This is a genomic window from Viridibacillus sp. NPDC096237, from assembly GCF_050278625.1.
Classification (GTDB): domain Bacteria; phylum Bacillota; class Bacilli; order Bacillales_A; family Planococcaceae; genus Viridibacillus.
The window spans coordinates 1-15,730 of sequence record NZ_JBNNTI010000061.1 but is presented as its reverse complement, the minus strand read 5'-3'; the positions used below and the strand labels follow the sequence as shown (position 1 = coordinate 15,730).

The following is a 15,730-nucleotide window of genomic DNA, read 5'->3' as shown; positions in this document are numbered from 1 at the left end:
TTGAACAAATCAAAAATGAGCTTCAAGTGGCATAAGGTACCAGTCATTGCATTTTATGTGGTAATATTTGTATTTAAAAATACTCATTTAGAGTACTTAGATAAATTCAACCAAGTCCCTGTTCCACTTTTTTGACAAAGGCATGAGGTGGTGCTGCACCTGCAAGGACAATTCATACGTTTTGGTAAACAGCAGGCTTATGTTCATCATAATATTGTAAAAGCGTATTGAGCACAGTTGGGGCCATATGAATAACTGTTACTTTTTGTGCTACAATTTCTCGGAAAATTGCTTCAGATGTTGCCTTTTTCAAGCAAATTTGCGTCCCACCTTCGCTGTGTAATAAAACGGCCTTGTATAAAGCAGGCTGCAGACATCATTTTCATCTATTCAGCACGTTTAAATTTATCGGGAGAAAATGGTGCCAACCACTCATCATAACAACAAAGTAAATTAAGCTATAATTTAGTGGGTAACAGTGTATTTATGGAACAAATACCAAAAAAATGCGTCTAATGAAATAGTACATAGGAATACTAGAAAGAGAGGTTTATTAATATTTTCCCATTGTTTCAAAATGATCGCCTTGTGCAATATAGCTTACCAGCTAAACACGATCAACATTTACATCTAAAACTCGGAGGTTTCATTACGTGGATCATTTTAAAGAAAAGCAAAACGATGAAGTTCAAAGGCCTAACCAATCACAAAATAAATTGGGTGAACATAAAGAAAAAAAGGATCGCTTAAAATGGCAGCTTCCTGTTGCTCTCGCCTCTTTTTCTATACTTGCAATCATAATTGTACTATTCGTTCTACCGAAAGACACCCCGTCCCAAAAAGGAAACACAACAGAAAATCACGGTGTCTCAATCTCATATGATCAACAGATAGATACACCTGAAATTCCCATCATAGAAAATACTGATAAGTCGTTAAAAAGTATGTACCTTCGTGATTTCGCAATGGATCGTGGTAGGTATGATTATGTCATAGCCCCCCTTGTGATGGAACCTGTTACAAGCAAAAAAGGGCAAATAAAACGTGGGCAAGTTATTTATTATTCAGATAAAAATCAAATGGACCATTTATCTAGAATTATTGGACTTCCTGGTGAAACTGTTGAAATAGAAGATGGTGTAGTATTCATTAACGGAAAAAAGCTACAAACTTTTTATGGCTCTTCTCAAGTACGAGGTGCGAAAACTGAAGAAGAATTAAAGAATATCTACTCTTTACAAAATTCTCCTGAAGAACTTCCTAACGCAACAGAAAAACTACACTACTCACTAAAATTATTTACGTTAAAAGAAAATGAAATTTTTGTCTTACCTGATAACAGAGAGTACGCAGAAAAAACGATTTTAAAGATAAATGATATTGATTCTATTATTTTGGGCTATGAAAATGCTAAAGTACAATTCACACTAAATAAGAAAGAAGAAGAGATTTACAAAGCATTCAAAGTAGACTTTAACCAAAAGCACCTAAAAGGGCTACAACCCATCAGTATTGCAAAGATGTACGTATGGGCAAGGATTGATAACCTCCCTAAACTTGAATATTCATTTTACACTGATAGAAAAGGACACATACAATGGACTTTAAAAGAACATATAAAGGATGCAAAGACAGTACAACCAAAGTTAACAAGAACTGAACGCAAATTATATGAAACCTATTCGTTTAATAATATTGAGAAAGGAAAATGGCATTTACATAAAGATGATGATAGCGGCTATATATCCTTCCCTACTTATGTTAATCCAAACGAGGAAACAGGCTTTCAAATGATACGAAATAAAGATGGAATTTGGCAAGTCGCATTTATGCCTATTCAATAATAATCACAAAAACACCCTGTCTTATAGCTGAAATTTTCAGCATAAGAGACAGGGTGTTTTAATCTTAGCATTTCATAATTGACTGCATATAATTTGCTTTGTATATTAAAAGGTTATCATTAATCATTGGTGTATTTTAGTTCTACTGCGCTTAAGACACTCCCTATTCTAAATTAGTAGCTTTATGTAGAAGAAACCATTCTTATCAATTTTGAACAAAATCGTTTCCTTTTATTTGCTTTACAATAAAAACCCAACCAGTATTTTCAAATTATCTATCTTCTAAAACTACTATTCATTTTTTATCTAACTCAAATAAACAATTGAGTTCTTCCTTATTAGATACAATCAAAAACTTATCCCAATAATCTTCATATTGAGTAAAAAAATTCGGTTTCTCGACCTCTTCAAAATATCTATTCCACTTAATCATCTTCAAAAATATTTCAAAAGTTGGTTTGTAATGAGCTTGTTCCATTTTCAGCTTTTGTAAGATGAACCTTTTAAAAATTCGATATATTCTTACCTTATAACTTGTATCTAAAAAAATGATTATCTCAGCATGTTTGATATTATTGGCAACCCATGCTTCGGTATGTACGCCTTCTATAATCCATGAATCGGACATAATAATTACACTTAAAAAATCTTCCCGCTCTTCAACCGTTCTTCTAATATCACCTGTTTTGCACCTTTTCCAAACTACATTATCTAGCTCATGATAAGGAATTGCCAATTTAGCAGAAAGCTCTTTTGCCAAAGTGGTTTTGCCGCTTCCTACTGAACCAATTATATGTATTTTCTTAGGAAGAGTCCTATTCAATGTATTCACCCCCTACTACTTATTCTATTTAATGATTCTTATCTCCTTTAAAAGAAATATTTAATTAAATCATTTATAACTCTTTTCGTATTAACTGGATATTAAATCTTTTATTTATGATTAAAATGAATTTCGGAAAATTTACGATATGTATGTATAAGATAGATAAATGGGTTTTGTTTGATTGTTCTATAACTAGAGTGCAGATATTAGAGGGGGAGCAAACATGATTCGTTCATCCGTACATGCATACATGACCATTTTCCAAAAGCAGTTGGTATACTAGTTTCCGCTTTGAAATTGTTCTTATAAGTCATGCAAGTAATGAAATACTCGTTCACTCCCCCCCTAAAACTTTTCCCACACATTGCTATCATCTTGATACGTTTAATATAATGATTCCATAAACAACAAGCAATACAATCGAGAGAAGTTCATTCAATAGTCTGAGACAGCTTCTGTTAACCAAATCTAATTCTTACACCTTCTGAAATTAGATATCCATTACTTTTCCAACAACATAAAATACGGATAATGCAATTAAATATGCACAATCCGTATTTGCTATAGTATTGATAAAAAATATTCATTCTATTAATTAGTTCGCTTGTCTAAAATAGATATTTACCAAATCGATACCCTCTAATAAATATGTACATTCCTCATCGTTTTTTGATGCTAACAAACAATCACCTAAATCGATCCATTTATCTGCAACGGGTGATAGCACTTCTTCTAATCCATCTCTAGTAACATGCTTTTGCCATATAATCATCAAATTTACGACATACATACCTTCTATTTTCCAATAAGTTTCTACTTTTTCTACCTTCGAATGTATGATATATGTCTGTAACTTTTCTAGAAATTTGTTAGTAACCGCTCTGGCCTCAAGTTCATTAACCGCTTCTACAAATAAACTGTTCAACATAAATCTCTCCCTACTTAACTACCTATATAATTCTAGTATATAGCACATTTCTTTCATAATTTATGTTCAAATTATGTCACAATTCCCGAAATTTCGACTTAATATGACATCTATCACTATCAACTTGTTCGAAACCTATTGTACATTAAAGTTAATAGATGGTTTGTTCCACCTTTTCTTGCGAACGTACATGCCATTACATTACATCTAAAGGGGAAAATTTCACAATGACTAAGAGGATTGCTTGGGTAACTGATACTGCTGCACTGCTAAACGAGACATTCATAGAAAAGTATAATGTTCATGTTTTACCTTTAAATATAGTTTTCTCTGAAGGCGCTTTCAGAGAAACAGTCGATATGACACATGATGAATTTTATGACAAACTGCGCTCTGCTAAAGTACATCCAAAAACATCTCAACCAGCTATCGGTGAAATGGTCGAGCTTTACAAACAATTAAAGGCTGAAGGCTATGACTGCGCAGTTGCCGTGCATACTTCTAGTGATTTATCTGGAACATACCAAAGCTCACAAACTGCTGCACAATTAGCAAATTTTAAAGTGTACTCAATTGACTCGAAAATTGGCTCATATCCAATGGGGAAAATGCTCAAAGAGGGAATTACAATGATCGATGCGGGTCACGACGTAGAAGAAGCTGTTGCTCATATTGAAAAAATGACAGAAAACGCTGAGTTATCTTTCATTCCATCTAGCTTAGATCAACTGCATAAAAGTGGTCGTGTATCAGGTACTAAAGCTTTCTTAAGTAATTTATTAAATATAAAAGTAGTTATTTCATTTGATAATGGGAAAGTGGTTATGAAGGAAAAGGTCCGAGCTGATAAAAGAGCGAAAAAGTATGTGACCGATTTACTACGCAATGATATGAAGAAAGCCGATATCACAGAAGTTGCAGTTATTAACTGTAACAATGATTTAGATGCTCAAGTATGGAAAGAAGAATTATTACAAGAGTTCCCCAAACTTAAAGTGTTAGTCCTACCTCTTAGTGCATGTGTTGGCGTACATGCTGGTGAAGGTACGACTGGACTTAGCTGGGTGAAATGCTAAAAATAAATGATTAAGACCTTTGATTCGCATTGAGTTTAGATGCTAACAAAGGTCTTTTTTTTTACTTATTACTGATAGTTAAAATATTATTATATGTAGCGAGCTAAAGTTGATAATATTGCACTTAGAAATAAAGTTACTTAATTTCGGAAAGTAAATAATCAAAAATAGCCTTCGATTATTTTTCACCACTTCCTAATTCTTTCTCTTTTTTATTATCAAGAATTTTCAGCAATAGACTACAAGAAAAAATAAACGACATTACACCAGTAATTATACGCATTACAAAGGTATCATTAGGAAAGTCAAATAAAAAATACCCAATACAATATATATATGAAAAAACTATAATCGATTTTAATAATGTTTTTTTCATGGAATACTCCCTCTTCAAACTACACTTATTTACACAACGAATGTTGAAATACTTTTTCTTTTATTATACAGAGAAATCAAAAATGAGCGTATGAAAATCCTATTTCACACCATTATTTTATAAACGACTTTATTGTAAATTAAACATCTTTATTTGTAATCAACATATTAAAAAATACAGGACATGCTCATATGCATGCCCTACTACCATTTCTAATCTTTAGTTATTTATTGATTTAACAACTTTTAATTCTTCTTTGCTCCCTACTTCATCAAGTGATCTATCTCTCTCGATTTTATGCATATCAAGAACGTGTTGTGTTGGCGGGATGATGAGACTGACTACGACAATTGTAACCCCAGAAATCACCACTCCAGAGAAACCAGGCATGAACCATAATTCATTTAGTAACCCAATAAAACCATCCGATTGAATTTTCGGACCTGGAACATGAGTAAGTGAAGAAACAATATAATATACAAGACCAATAGAAATACTAGCCCATACAGCAGGCGTACTTACGCGTTTCCAAAATGGCCCTAAGACAATTGGCCAGAATAACGTAACGAATACAATGTCCCATGCTAAGTATGCTAAATCAATTACTTTTTGTGCACTAATAGCTAATATAAAGCCTAGTACTGCACTTACCAGTATCATGATTCTTGAGAAGAATAATAATTTTTTCGGATCTGGATTTTTATTAATGAAATCTAAATAAACGTTTTTCGTTACAATTCCAGAAGTTGCTACATAACATGCCGCAACTGTTGACATCCCCATCGCTGCCATTGCTGTTAAAAAGATTGCTGATAACAGTGGTGGGAAATAGCCTTGTGCAAAGGCTAACATTAATGTCTCTGGATTAGAGCTGCCTGGATAAATCGTTTTAAAAGCTTCCCCTAACATACCCGGAATCCAACTTATTGCAATAATAACGGAACCTGCAATAATCATACTGCGCTGTGCAATACGTGGACTTTTTGCCGCTGCGACCCTTTGGCCTAAATCTACTGCCGGAATATCACCTAGTGCCAGTACTAAATAAAGCGTCCAGAATTCCACTCCTCCTCTATTAAACAATTCATTTACATTCCACCATTCAGGGTTAAATGTAATATCAGGATAGTAGAATATGATAAATATAGATATTCCAAGAATGCCGGCTATTGCTAGTGCACCTTGAACGATTTCTGTATATGCTACAGCCCATAAACCGCCAATAACGGAATATAGCGCTGTTAAAGATACAAATAATAATGCTGCTGGTAAAAAGTCAATTTGTAAAAGGGTTTGGATAATATAAGTTCCCCCTACAGTTAGAGCACCTGCATTGAAAACTCCAAATGCTACGGCCATTACTATACCAGTGTATGCACCTAATTTTTTACTACCATATCTTAATCCGTAATAATCTGCTAATGTCCAGCCTCTTAATCTTCTAAGAGGTTTTGTCCAGATTAGAGCTCCTAAAATCATACATGTACCTAAGCCACCCATTGTTGCAGATCCTTCAAAGCCACCACTTGTGTAGCCTGAACCGACCGCTGCAAAGAAGAATGGCGCTGCCAGTAAAGCGGCTATTAAACTACCAGTTACAACAGATAATGGCATGCTCCAGCTTGCTACAATTAAATCTTCTGCTGTTTTGACACGTTTGTACCCTTTAAAACCAATATAATATATAAAAATTAAATATAAACAAAATATGACAATATTCAACAAATCAATTACTCCTCAACTATATCATTATCCGTTCATGACGCCGCCACCATTAGGTCCTAGTATTTGCCCCGTATAAAAATCTGCATTTTCTGAAGCTAAAAACAAGACACTTTTGGCGATTTCTTCTGGTTGCGCCAATCTCTTTAAGGGGTATTTTGCTGATTCCTCTTCGATATAATTTTCTCCGAATGCTAGTAGAATATCTGTATGTGTTCCTCCAGGAGCTACAGCATTGACCGTAATATTCGGTGCTAACTCTCTTGCCAATGATTTCGTAAAAGCATTTATACCACCTTTTGCAGCTGAATAATGTGTATATTCTTCACAGCCTAAGCTTCCTAAATCAGAAGAGATGTTAATAATTTTACCTTTATTTTTTGCCTTCATTCTTGTTGCTGCTTCTCGGCAATTATAAAAGTTTCCGTACAGATGGACTTTTATCATTTTGTCCCATTGCTCATCTGTCATTTCTGTAATCGGTGCATTTTGAGCAATTCCAGCATTGTTAACAAGAATATCAATCTCACCTAAGTGAGTATCCATGTATTGAAACATATCTCTTACTTGGCTAGAATCTGATACATCCGCATTGTATTTTAATGCACTTACACCATGTCCCGCCGCTTTTAGACGCACTGTTTCTGCGGTTTGATCATCTCCGATATAATTGATTAATACATTAGCACCTTGTTCGGCAAAGGCTAGTGCGATTGCTCGCCCTATGCCCATACTTGAACCTGTTACTAGAACATTTTTCCCTGTAAGTTTTAAGTCCATCATTTATTTGTCATCCTCTAATTCAAATTTAGTAATAAGTGCCTGCAATTCCTCAGCTGTTTGCCCTAATGAAGCTGATGCTTCTTTGACTTCCTGCATAGCTAATAATTGCTCATCTGTTAACTTGGAAACACTTAAAGAAAATTCCGCTGATTGTTGTGACGAAACTTTCAAGTTATTAACTGTCGCTGCTACTTCTTCTGACGAGGCAGAGATTTGCTGTGACGCAGCAGAGATTTCTTGAATTTGTTCCGCTACATGTTTTGCAGAATTGAGTATTTCTTTAAAAATTGCACCTGCTTGAGTCGTATAGTCTAAGCCAACTTTTACATTTTCTTTTCCTTTTTCCATAACCGTTACGGATGCATTCGAATCAGATTGAATTTCATTTATAATCTTATATATTTCCCCTGCAAAATGAGACGATTGTTCAGCTAGCTTTTTAACTTCACCGGCAACTACTGCAAATCCTTTACCTTGCTCCCCTGCTCTAGCCGCTTCAATGGCAGCGTTTAATGCCAATAAGTTTGTTTGATCAGCTATACCTGTTATAAAGTTCACAATTCCACTGATTTTAGTAGAATTACTATTTAACCCTTTAATTGTTTCATCCATCTGATTAACAGATTCATTGATTAAATTCATTTGACCTATTACTTGTTGAATGACTTCATTCCCTTGTTTAGCTGCAGTTGAAGTAAGGTTAGAAGATTCAGAAACGGTAAATGCAGATTCTGCAATTCGTTGTATACCTTCAGCTGATTCTTCCATAGCAGTAGCTGTTTCTTCTGTCATTAACACCGCTGCTTCAGCGTTTCGAGCCATTTTATCCATCTCGTTAGAAACATTAGTAGAGTTTTTATACGATTCTGTCGCATTGGCAGTAAGTTGCGTTGCAGATGAAGCAACTTGATTTGATGTATTTTTGATATTCAATATGACATGCTGTAAATTTGAAACCATCGTTTTTATAGACTGAGAAAGTTTCCCGACTTCATCATTTGTAGACTCAAGTTCTACATCTTTTAAGTCACCGTTTGCAACTTGATCTGCAACAGTAACTGCTTTATTTAATGGCTTAAGAAGACGATCAATCGTGAAATATAGTACTAAAAGTAAAACGACAAGCCCAATGATTGCAGTAATTATTTGTTTTGTCACACTTTTAGTAATAATTGTCTGAATATAATCTGCGGAATAATCGATACCTATTACGGCAATTATTTTTCCGTTTTCATCTTTCAATGGGCTAAAAACCGTTCTCCATGTACCAAACGAGTCTTCAAAAATTTCCGTTACTTCTGATTGATCATTTTTAATAGCAAGTTTTGCAGTCTTCAAATGAATAGGTGCGATATCAGTAAATAATTCCCCGGCACTATACACTTCTTCTAAATTTTCCGTATAGCCGATTGTAGTAACACCTTCTGGTTCCATCTTCCATATGTAGCTCCAATACATAACACCTTGTTTATCTTTTATATCATTCAAGGTTTTTTGCATGTTCATAAACTGTGGATCCTTACTTCCTTGTACAGTTAATAATTTCTCCACATCATTTGGCACCAGGCTTTTTGATGTTAATAAGCCGACACTTTTTAATTCTTGCTCGAGATTATTCTCTAATTGAGTATGTAATTGGGTAATACTTTGTATCGTTATAACCGTAAAAAGTGTTAGAACAATGATAGAAACTGTTAGTAACAATTTATTCTTTAAAGAAAAGTTTTTAAAATAACGCATATTGAGTAATTTCCTCCCCTTCTTCTTTTATATAGCCTTAATAACGAAAAAACCTATTCCTGAACGAAATAGGCAAAATAAAAAACTAGAATAGTGACTAATCTAGCATCTCTTGAGCAACTTAGTTGTTAGAACAACATTGCTTTAGACTCATAGTTTTTGCATTCTCAATTTTTATCAGTTTGCCTATTAGCCTCATGAAACATATCATAAATTCTATTATTTAGCAATATTTCATGTTAATGGAATATTGTATTTTTATATTTTTTTAAGCTAAATTAACTAATTATATCAAATACTTATATGTATATAGTCACTAAATATATCTATGTATATAACCTTATAAATTAATTCATTAACTTTAGTGTAACAGGTATTAATAATTATTGAGCAATATATTTTTACTATTTTTATAATTAAATCACCATCAATTAGTAATAGACTTATTTCGCAATGATCTGATATTTAAGAATACGCTTATCTTAGACTTCCTGTTCTTATAGGTTTGTACATTACTGTCCTACCTTTTTTCCTTGCTTTATATCAAATGATAAAGCTTATAAATTATATTGAAAGTGAAAATGCCTTTTCAAATTTAGCTGTTGAATCGTTAGGAAATATTAAAACTTGCGCATTAACAATAATAGCCTTATACGTAATCGGTATAATATTCCTTTTTTATCAGAATGCTTTACACCCAGGAATTGCAGTTATTGGTTTTGTAATTATTTTTGCAACGTTTATTATTTCACTTTTTACGGCAGTACTTCAAGAGTTACTTAAAAGTGCGATAAATCTAAAATCGGAGAATGATTTAACAGTTTGAGGTGAAATAAATGGCCATTATAATCAACATTGATGTATTGTTGACAAAAAGAAAAATGAGTGTGACAGAACTTTCAGAGAGAGTTGGCATAACGATGGCTAACCTTTCTATTCTTAAAAATGGAAAGGCAAAAGCTATCAGGTTCTCAACTTTAGAGGGTATTTGTAAAGCTTTGGACTGCCAACCAGGAGATATTTTAGAATATAGAAATGAAGATTGAATATTAATTTAGTCTATATTAGATTTAAAGTTAAAAAGAGAATTGGCTCTACTATGTAGCAGAATCAATTCTCTTTTTTCTTGAGGAATAAATAAAACTCCCATTAGTTCCTAAACCATTTGAACAAATATTGCTTGTATTATACTTTAAAGAATTATAAGCTTTTTATTTTATTTTCACGTTCAATCAAATTGCAAATACTCTAAGACATTCCCAAAAGAGTCTCGGAAGCTAATAAATTTTCCAGGAGGGCAGTCACTTGGCTCATCTACTATGAAGTCAACATCGTGTTCTTTTAACAACTTAACAGTTTGATTAATGTCTTCTGTTTTTAATGCTAAAACAACTCCTGTAGTATTGCTTTCAGAACTGTATGTAGACTTTTCTGATTCCTCTAAAACAATTGGCAAATCACCATGAACGAGTGTTACAATCGTTGGTCTATATTATTTGTGTACTTCAAATCCTAAAACAGTAGTGTAAAAACTAATTGCGTCTTCAATAATAGGTACATAGATGCTGATAAACACAAACTTGACTCATAATTCATCCTCCTTTAATTTCTTTATTATTACTTCGGTATGTTGATAAAAACTCTCCCTCTTAGATGCCGATATTATTAAATTTTTTACCTTTTAATTAAAAAAGGCATTGAGTATTATTTTGTATTCTAGTCTTCAATCTAACTCTTACTTTCCAAATCCCTTATTTGAACAAAACTAGGCAGAATTTTTAATATTTAGTACGGTCTAATTAATCATATTACTTGGTAGGCTAGCTTTCTTGTGAACTTCAATTTTCCAAGTAATAATAGTTGTACTATCCCTTACTTGATGTTTCTCTATTTCTTTTAACAAGTGCCATACACCTGCTTCAATTGATGTATTTTCAAATTCCTTGTTAATCATTTGTGGATCTTGATAATCTACTCTTGGGCATTCAGTTAATCCATCAGTTGTTAGAAATAAATGATTGACGCCTTGTCTCAGTTCTTTTTTACCCGTGCTATAACAAGGCACATCTAAATCGAATGTATTAACTTGCCCAACCCATTCATAAAAACTTCGTTGATTTAACTGACTTTCTCCCATTCCAAGCAGCTCTCTATTAAACAAATGTAAGATGCAATCACCTACCGAGAACCACCAAAGAAATTTGTCTTTACGAATAACAATAAGGCAGGCAGTTTCCCCTTGTACTTTGCGACAATCTGACAAAAAGTTAGGTTGCTGAAATATTTCTAGAATGAGTGTATCCATCTCTTGCAAAGCGATACTTACTGGTGAATTTAATACATCGAAAATACGAGACTTTTCTTGCTCAAACTGTTTTAAAACTAACTCTGCACTCTCAGCTGAGTTATGAGCGTCTAAAATCATGACAAACTCCCAGTTTTCTTGGTCATTTAGCCAAATCAAGCAACCATCTTCATTTTTATACTGCCCTGCAGTTGAGTTGCCACCAAATCTTCCAACTATTATATTATTAACTTTTTCAATATTTGGTTCGTCAACATAGTTTTTTTGGCTTCCTACCCAAATTATTTCCTCGTGTTCAAGATTAGCCATAATGCTTATCCTCTAAAAATTGTTTAATGCGTAGACAAACATTTGTTATTTCATCACCTGTACCTTTAGGTGCCTCCGCCCATTCGCTTAACTCCATTGGACTCCAGTAGTTCTTTGGTGTATTCGGATAACGTGGGACGACATGCATATGTAAGTGTGATACAGAGTTTCCAGAAACCATCGAATAGACATGTTCTGCTCCTTGAACTTCTGTTAGCGCCTTACTAACTCTAGCCATGATTAAACCAAATGCCTTCGCTTCATCAACAGTCATATCCCCAATTCCAGGTACATGTCTCTTTAAATCAATCATTATATGACCAAGATAAGTTGGATTTGTACCTCTATCAATATGCCCTACATAAACTAGGTCATCCTCATAAATAGTAGTCCCAGCAGTAAGAATCTCTCCCCTATGTTTACAACAAATAAAACAATCTTGACTCATGAAAATCACCTCATTTATATATTGTTTTAATAATAACCTACTACCTAAATTATGTATATAATACAAAAATAATTTAAGATGTAAAATACATACATAAAAAAAGACACCGGATTATGGAGTTACTAATTCCTCCATAATTCGGCACCTTCCTTCTATATTTTTTTTGTTCCTTTTTCAGCTTGTTCCCAAAGTCTTAGTGAAGGAAACGGATCAAATGCCCATTCATTTCTTCCGTTGTATTTATACATACCATAGTGTAAATGAGGTGGGAATTTACCTGAAGTTCCTTTCTTTCCGTATCCTGAACTTCCTACATAACCAACTACCGTTCCTGGTTCAACGATATCTCCCACTTTTATCCCTTTTTCATAACTGGATAAATGGGCATAATAATGATACGTATTATTATTATCGCGTATACCAATACGCCAGCCACCAAATTCGTTCCATCCCATAACCTCAACAAGGCCATATGTAGCAGATTTTACAGGAACACCATAAGATGCAAATAAGTCAGTGCCTTCATGTATCCTGCGTCCACCCCAACCTCTTGAGGCTCCCCAAGTACTTCGATAACTGTAATCATGTTTAATGGAAAGTGGGAAAGCTCGCTTATCTAAATTCAAAGTTTGAAATTTCTCATAAATTTTTGCATTTGTAATAATTTGTTTTACTGTATCATCGACTTTATAATATTCCTTTAAAGCATGTTTGAAGCCTTTTTCATCAGTCCCATGTACACTTATATATTCAGCAAGTGTGTACATTACGTCATCATCATTTTGGCGATCTGCTACGCCATCATTATTTCCATCAGCACCATTCCCATTAAAGAAAACAATGGATTTTAAGTTTGTATCATCCTTTTTAGGATTAAGTATCCCTGTCCAAAAATCATCTGCGAATTGAATGGCAAGTACACCTTCTCTTTTAGATATGTCATTGCGTACTTGTTCAATATTCCTTTCATATTGATCAACAGCAGCTAAGTAATACCATGGTAAAGTGTCGTTTGAATATTTTATATAGTATTCCATGCGCTGTTCTAAAATTTGCTCCCTTGTTGGTTCTTCAGCAGCTGAAACAGCAGTTGAAAAAACAAAGAAAAATGTACTTAAGTAAAGCATGAATCGTAGCCGTTGACTCAAACTAAGATACCTCCTTTTTTTGGACATACGATAGTTTTCCCATTAAAAAAGGATTCATGAATCTAAAATAATTCTCTTTAGCATATTTGTCCGTATAAAAAAACAATACCGCATTCACTGGAGTTCTGATCACAAAAATGCGTTATTTCTCAAATAAAAAACGACTGTTTAAATACAGTCGCTTTGTACATATTATTTTTTACAAGCATTAATAAACGCATTCATTATTTTTGCTGAAACCTCATCATTATTTAACAACATACACTCTGGATGCCACTGAATGCCCATGACGAAGTGGTGATTTTTGCTCTCGAAAGCTTCAATAACACCATCGCTTGCTACTGCTGAAACTTCAAATCCATCGGGTATCTTTCTATTTGCTTGATGATGAAAACTATTCACTTTTAACGATTCTGTTTGAGTAATTGTTCTTAGTAAAGTGTTTTTCTTTACATTAACATAATGGGAAGCATGCCAACGAGGAGCTTGTTGTTGATGTTGTAAAAGATCCGCTTCTGTTTGTGAGTAAATATCCTGAAACATATCTCCGCCAACAGCTATATTTAGAATTTGGGCTCCTCGACAAATTCCTAAAACCGGTTTATTCTGAAGCAACATTTTCTTAACGATAGCCACCTCAAATGCGTCCCTCTCAGGCGTTATAGAACCCAGCTTTTGATGCGGTTCTTCTCCGAAAAGTGTTGGGTCAATATCTCCTCCACCCGTTAACAGTAATCCATCAATCAGTTCAACAATTAAATCAACTTCAATTTCCTCATAATTAGGAAGTACTATTGGTAAACCACCAAATTTCGAAATAGCATTGATATTATCAGTTGGAAGTAAAAGCATTTGTTCTTTTAAGCTTGAAGAAATACCGATAACTGGTCTCATATTAAACCCCATTTCAGCTTTTTTCACTCATTTCTTTTCTTTGTATTTTATGCCTTGGAATCACTTTAATGAAAAATCTACTTTTCAATAATTATGCGTAAATTTTAGATTTGCTTGTATGTTCCTCACTTTAAAAGGGTATTTCATTGGTCAATGAAGTAACTAGAATATCTAATATTGCTCTACATTTGTACCGTTGGCGTTTGACATAAATACCGACACGTTTTGCATGCATTGGTAGATCGAAAAATAATTGTTGTTTTTGTCCATGCTTGTATAAGTTTGCAACAGTACCACATTTCGGACAGTGTGAGGGAGAAGAAATTGAAATTGTTTCTACTAAGAAACGATAATCGTCCTTACTCTCCTCCATATTGAGAATTATAAAGTTTGGTATATTGAGTATATTAGGTAACATTTTTTCCCTTCAATTATTACTTTATATTATTGTAGATATCCACTCCATAGATTAAAAGAACGCCAGTCCCTACAGCCCAGATAACTATACTGATAGTTTGCCAAAGTATAATATTCTTTTTATTTACTTTTGCTATTATGCAAACTAATGCTCCAATATGATTTGTTCCTATTATAGGACCCAAAAGTGAAATCCCAGGAACTCCATATTTATTGAAGTATGTCTTTGCTTTTTGAAAACGTCTATTAATAAAACGATCAGAATTATTCTTTTCTTTTTTTAAAAACAAAGACCTTATAAAAGAAGAAAATACTATTACAGCCATAACAGACAACCAGTTGGCAGTAATCCCCACTAAAGCTACAAGAATAAAAGGTAGGTCTAAGAGTACTCCGATTGGTACTGCTACAAAAGCCTCGAGAAAAGGCACAAATCCAATTATAAATACTGTATATATTGATAAATAACATTAACTTCTTCAACCCTTTGAAAAATTTCTTGAATCAATACTAAATCCCCCTAAATGAACTTTATATGTGCATAGTTAGTAATTGAAGGCACTGTTTTTTCTTCCAAAATATATCATTCTTGTAACTTTGACATATAAGCAAAAGCGTTTTTAAGAAACGTTCTTTCTTCTTCCGTGAAGGGATTTAGTATATTTGGTTCGTTATATTGATCCGTTGATTTTATTTCCGCTGTCTCTATCTTTGATAACGTTTGGTTAGAAAGAGCTACCAATTGTTTGATAAATCTTAATGCTTCATTAGATTCAGGATTTGTTTCGTTCGCTACAAGTTTTTTTAAATTCATAAATAATCACTAGCGTTGCATTAAAATAACTTTAATTTTAAAAATACTCAAAATGTTCAATAATCTTGTTTTGTGCATAAAAAAAGTCCTTTATAATGGA

Annotated in this window: 16 protein-coding genes and 3 pseudogenes; 4 read left to right on the top strand and 15 right to left on the bottom strand. The window is 33.4% G+C overall.

The features are described from left to right. Positions 1–109: 109 nt before the first annotated feature. A pseudogene (locus ACQKMD_RS20250) lies at positions 110–440 on the bottom strand (AMP-dependent synthetase); the annotation flags it as partial. A gap of 213 nt (positions 441–653) precedes the next feature. Here ACQKMD_RS20250 and ACQKMD_RS20245 point away from each other — a divergent pair. After that, complete coding sequence (locus tag ACQKMD_RS20245; RefSeq protein ID WP_427754248.1) at positions 654–1,844, top strand: S26 family signal peptidase; 1,191 nt, start codon at positions 654–656, stop codon at positions 1,842–1,844. Between the two features lie 295 nt (positions 1,845–2,139). On the opposite strand, the gene ACQKMD_RS20240 is transcribed toward ACQKMD_RS20245, so the two are convergent. Continuing rightward, complete coding sequence (locus tag ACQKMD_RS20240; protein ID WP_427754246.1) at positions 2,140–2,667, bottom strand: DNA topology modulation protein FlaR; 528 nt, start codon at positions 2,665–2,667, stop codon at positions 2,140–2,142. Between the two features lie 598 nt (positions 2,668–3,265). Continuing rightward, a complete protein-coding gene (locus ACQKMD_RS20235) occupies positions 3,266–3,595 on the bottom strand; it encodes a hypothetical protein (protein ID WP_427754244.1) in 330 nt (109 codons plus the stop codon). A 230-nt stretch (positions 3,596–3,825) separates the two neighbouring features. On the opposite strand from ACQKMD_RS20235, the gene ACQKMD_RS20230 reads away from it, so the two are divergent. Beyond that, positions 3,826–4,674 (top strand): DegV family protein, encoded by an 849-nt coding sequence (locus tag ACQKMD_RS20230; RefSeq protein WP_427754242.1) that lies wholly within the window; start codon positions 3,826–3,828, stop codon positions 4,672–4,674. A 178-nt stretch (positions 4,675–4,852) separates the two neighbouring features. On the opposite strand, the gene ACQKMD_RS20225 is transcribed toward ACQKMD_RS20230, so the two are convergent. The 4 genes from ACQKMD_RS20225 to ACQKMD_RS20210 form a co-directional block, all read right to left on the bottom strand. Then, positions 4,853–5,050, bottom strand: a complete 198-nt coding sequence (locus ACQKMD_RS20225) for a hypothetical protein (protein ID WP_427754240.1) — start codon at positions 5,048–5,050, stop codon at positions 4,853–4,855. A gap of 219 nt (positions 5,051–5,269) precedes the next feature. Next, positions 5,270–6,775 carry a sodium:solute symporter family protein gene (locus ACQKMD_RS20220; protein WP_427754238.1) on the bottom strand — a complete coding sequence of 502 codons (1,506 nt, stop codon included), beginning with the start codon at positions 6,773–6,775 and terminating at the stop codon, positions 5,270–5,272. 24 nt (positions 6,776–6,799) lie between these two features. Next, a complete protein-coding gene (locus tag ACQKMD_RS20215; RefSeq protein ID WP_427754236.1) occupies positions 6,800–7,555 on the bottom strand; it encodes an SDR family NAD(P)-dependent oxidoreductase in 756 nt (251 codons plus the stop codon). Continuing rightward, complete coding sequence (locus ACQKMD_RS20210) at positions 7,556–9,295, bottom strand: methyl-accepting chemotaxis protein (RefSeq protein ID WP_427754234.1); 1,740 nt, start codon at positions 9,293–9,295, stop codon at positions 7,556–7,558. 481 nt (positions 9,296–9,776) lie between these two features. Between ACQKMD_RS20210 and ACQKMD_RS20205 the strand changes: the two are divergent. Together ACQKMD_RS20205 and ACQKMD_RS20200 are read left to right on the top strand one after the other, a co-directional pair. Beyond that, positions 9,777–10,121, top strand: a pseudogene (locus tag ACQKMD_RS20205) (DUF2975 domain-containing protein); the annotation flags it as partial. A 10-nt stretch (positions 10,122–10,131) separates the two neighbouring features. Continuing rightward, a complete protein-coding gene (locus ACQKMD_RS20200) occupies positions 10,132–10,341 on the top strand; it encodes a helix-turn-helix domain-containing protein (protein ID WP_427754232.1) in 210 nt (69 codons plus the stop codon). Between the two features lie 182 nt (positions 10,342–10,523). Here the strand turns inward: ACQKMD_RS20200 and ACQKMD_RS20195 are convergent. From ACQKMD_RS20195 to ACQKMD_RS20160, 8 genes and pseudogenes are all read right to left on the bottom strand, one after another. Continuing rightward, positions 10,524–10,871, bottom strand: a pseudogene (locus ACQKMD_RS20195) (VOC family protein). A gap of 219 nt (positions 10,872–11,090) precedes the next feature. Then, on the bottom strand, positions 11,091–11,909 hold the full coding sequence (locus tag ACQKMD_RS20190; RefSeq protein WP_427754230.1) for a protein phosphatase 2C domain-containing protein: 819 nt from the start codon (positions 11,907–11,909) through the stop codon (positions 11,091–11,093). Further along, positions 11,902–12,357 carry an HIT family protein gene (locus ACQKMD_RS20185; protein ID WP_427754229.1) on the bottom strand — a complete coding sequence of 152 codons (456 nt, stop codon included), beginning with the start codon at positions 12,355–12,357 and terminating at the stop codon, positions 11,902–11,904. The genes ACQKMD_RS20190 and ACQKMD_RS20185 overlap by 8 nt, the downstream gene beginning before the upstream one ends. Positions 12,358–12,509: 152 nt before the next feature. After that, positions 12,510–13,505, bottom strand: a complete 996-nt coding sequence (locus ACQKMD_RS20180; RefSeq protein ID WP_427754227.1) for a M23 family metallopeptidase — start codon at positions 13,503–13,505, stop codon at positions 12,510–12,512. 192 nt (positions 13,506–13,697) lie between these two features. Beyond that, the gene (locus tag ACQKMD_RS20175) at positions 13,698–14,399 is read right to left on the bottom strand and encodes a gamma-glutamyl-gamma-aminobutyrate hydrolase family protein (protein WP_427754250.1); all 702 of its coding nucleotides are present in this window, start codon (positions 14,397–14,399) and stop codon (positions 13,698–13,700) included. Between the two features lie 130 nt (positions 14,400–14,529). Then, positions 14,530–14,772, bottom strand: coding sequence for a transposase family protein (locus ACQKMD_RS20170; protein ID WP_427754249.1), 243 nt, complete (start codon positions 14,770–14,772; stop codon positions 14,530–14,532). 61 nt (positions 14,773–14,833) lie between these two features. Next, on the bottom strand, positions 14,834–15,247 hold the full coding sequence (locus tag ACQKMD_RS20165) for a small multi-drug export protein (RefSeq protein ID WP_427754225.1): 414 nt from the start codon (positions 15,245–15,247) through the stop codon (positions 14,834–14,836). Between the two features lie 152 nt (positions 15,248–15,399). Next, a complete protein-coding gene (locus ACQKMD_RS20160) occupies positions 15,400–15,630 on the bottom strand; it encodes a hypothetical protein (RefSeq protein WP_427754223.1) in 231 nt (76 codons plus the stop codon). Between the last annotated feature and the right edge of the window lie 100 nt (positions 15,631–15,730).

Coding starts and splice junctions, on each gene's coding strand:
- ACQKMD_RS20230 (WP_427754242.1), top strand. CDS start 3,826: ATGACTAAGAGGATTGCTTGGGTAACTGATACTGCTGCACTGCTAAAC.
- ACQKMD_RS20225 (WP_427754240.1), bottom strand. CDS start 5,050: ATGAAAAAAACATTATTAAAATCGATTATAGTTTTTTCATATATATAT.
- ACQKMD_RS20215 (WP_427754236.1), bottom strand. CDS start 7,555: ATGATGGACTTAAAACTTACAGGGAAAAATGTTCTAGTAACAGGTTCA.
- ACQKMD_RS20210 (WP_427754234.1), bottom strand. CDS start 9,295: ATGCGTTATTTTAAAAACTTTTCTTTAAAGAATAAATTGTTACTAACA.
- ACQKMD_RS20200 (WP_427754232.1), top strand. CDS start 10,132: ATGGCCATTATAATCAACATTGATGTATTGTTGACAAAAAGAAAAATG.
- ACQKMD_RS20190 (WP_427754230.1), bottom strand. CDS start 11,909: ATGGCTAATCTTGAACACGAGGAAATAATTTGGGTAGGAAGCCAAAAA.
- ACQKMD_RS20185 (WP_427754229.1), bottom strand. CDS start 12,357: ATGAGTCAAGATTGTTTTATTTGTTGTAAACATAGGGGAGAGATTCTT.
- ACQKMD_RS20175 (WP_427754250.1), bottom strand. CDS start 14,399: ATGAGACCAGTTATCGGTATTTCTTCAAGCTTAAAAGAACAAATGCTT.
- ACQKMD_RS20170 (WP_427754249.1), bottom strand. CDS start 14,772: ATGGAGGAGAGTAAGGACGATTATCGTTTCTTAGTAGAAACAATTTCA.
- ACQKMD_RS20160 (WP_427754223.1), bottom strand. CDS start 15,630: ATGAATTTAAAAAAACTTGTAGCGAACGAAACAAATCCTGAATCTAAT.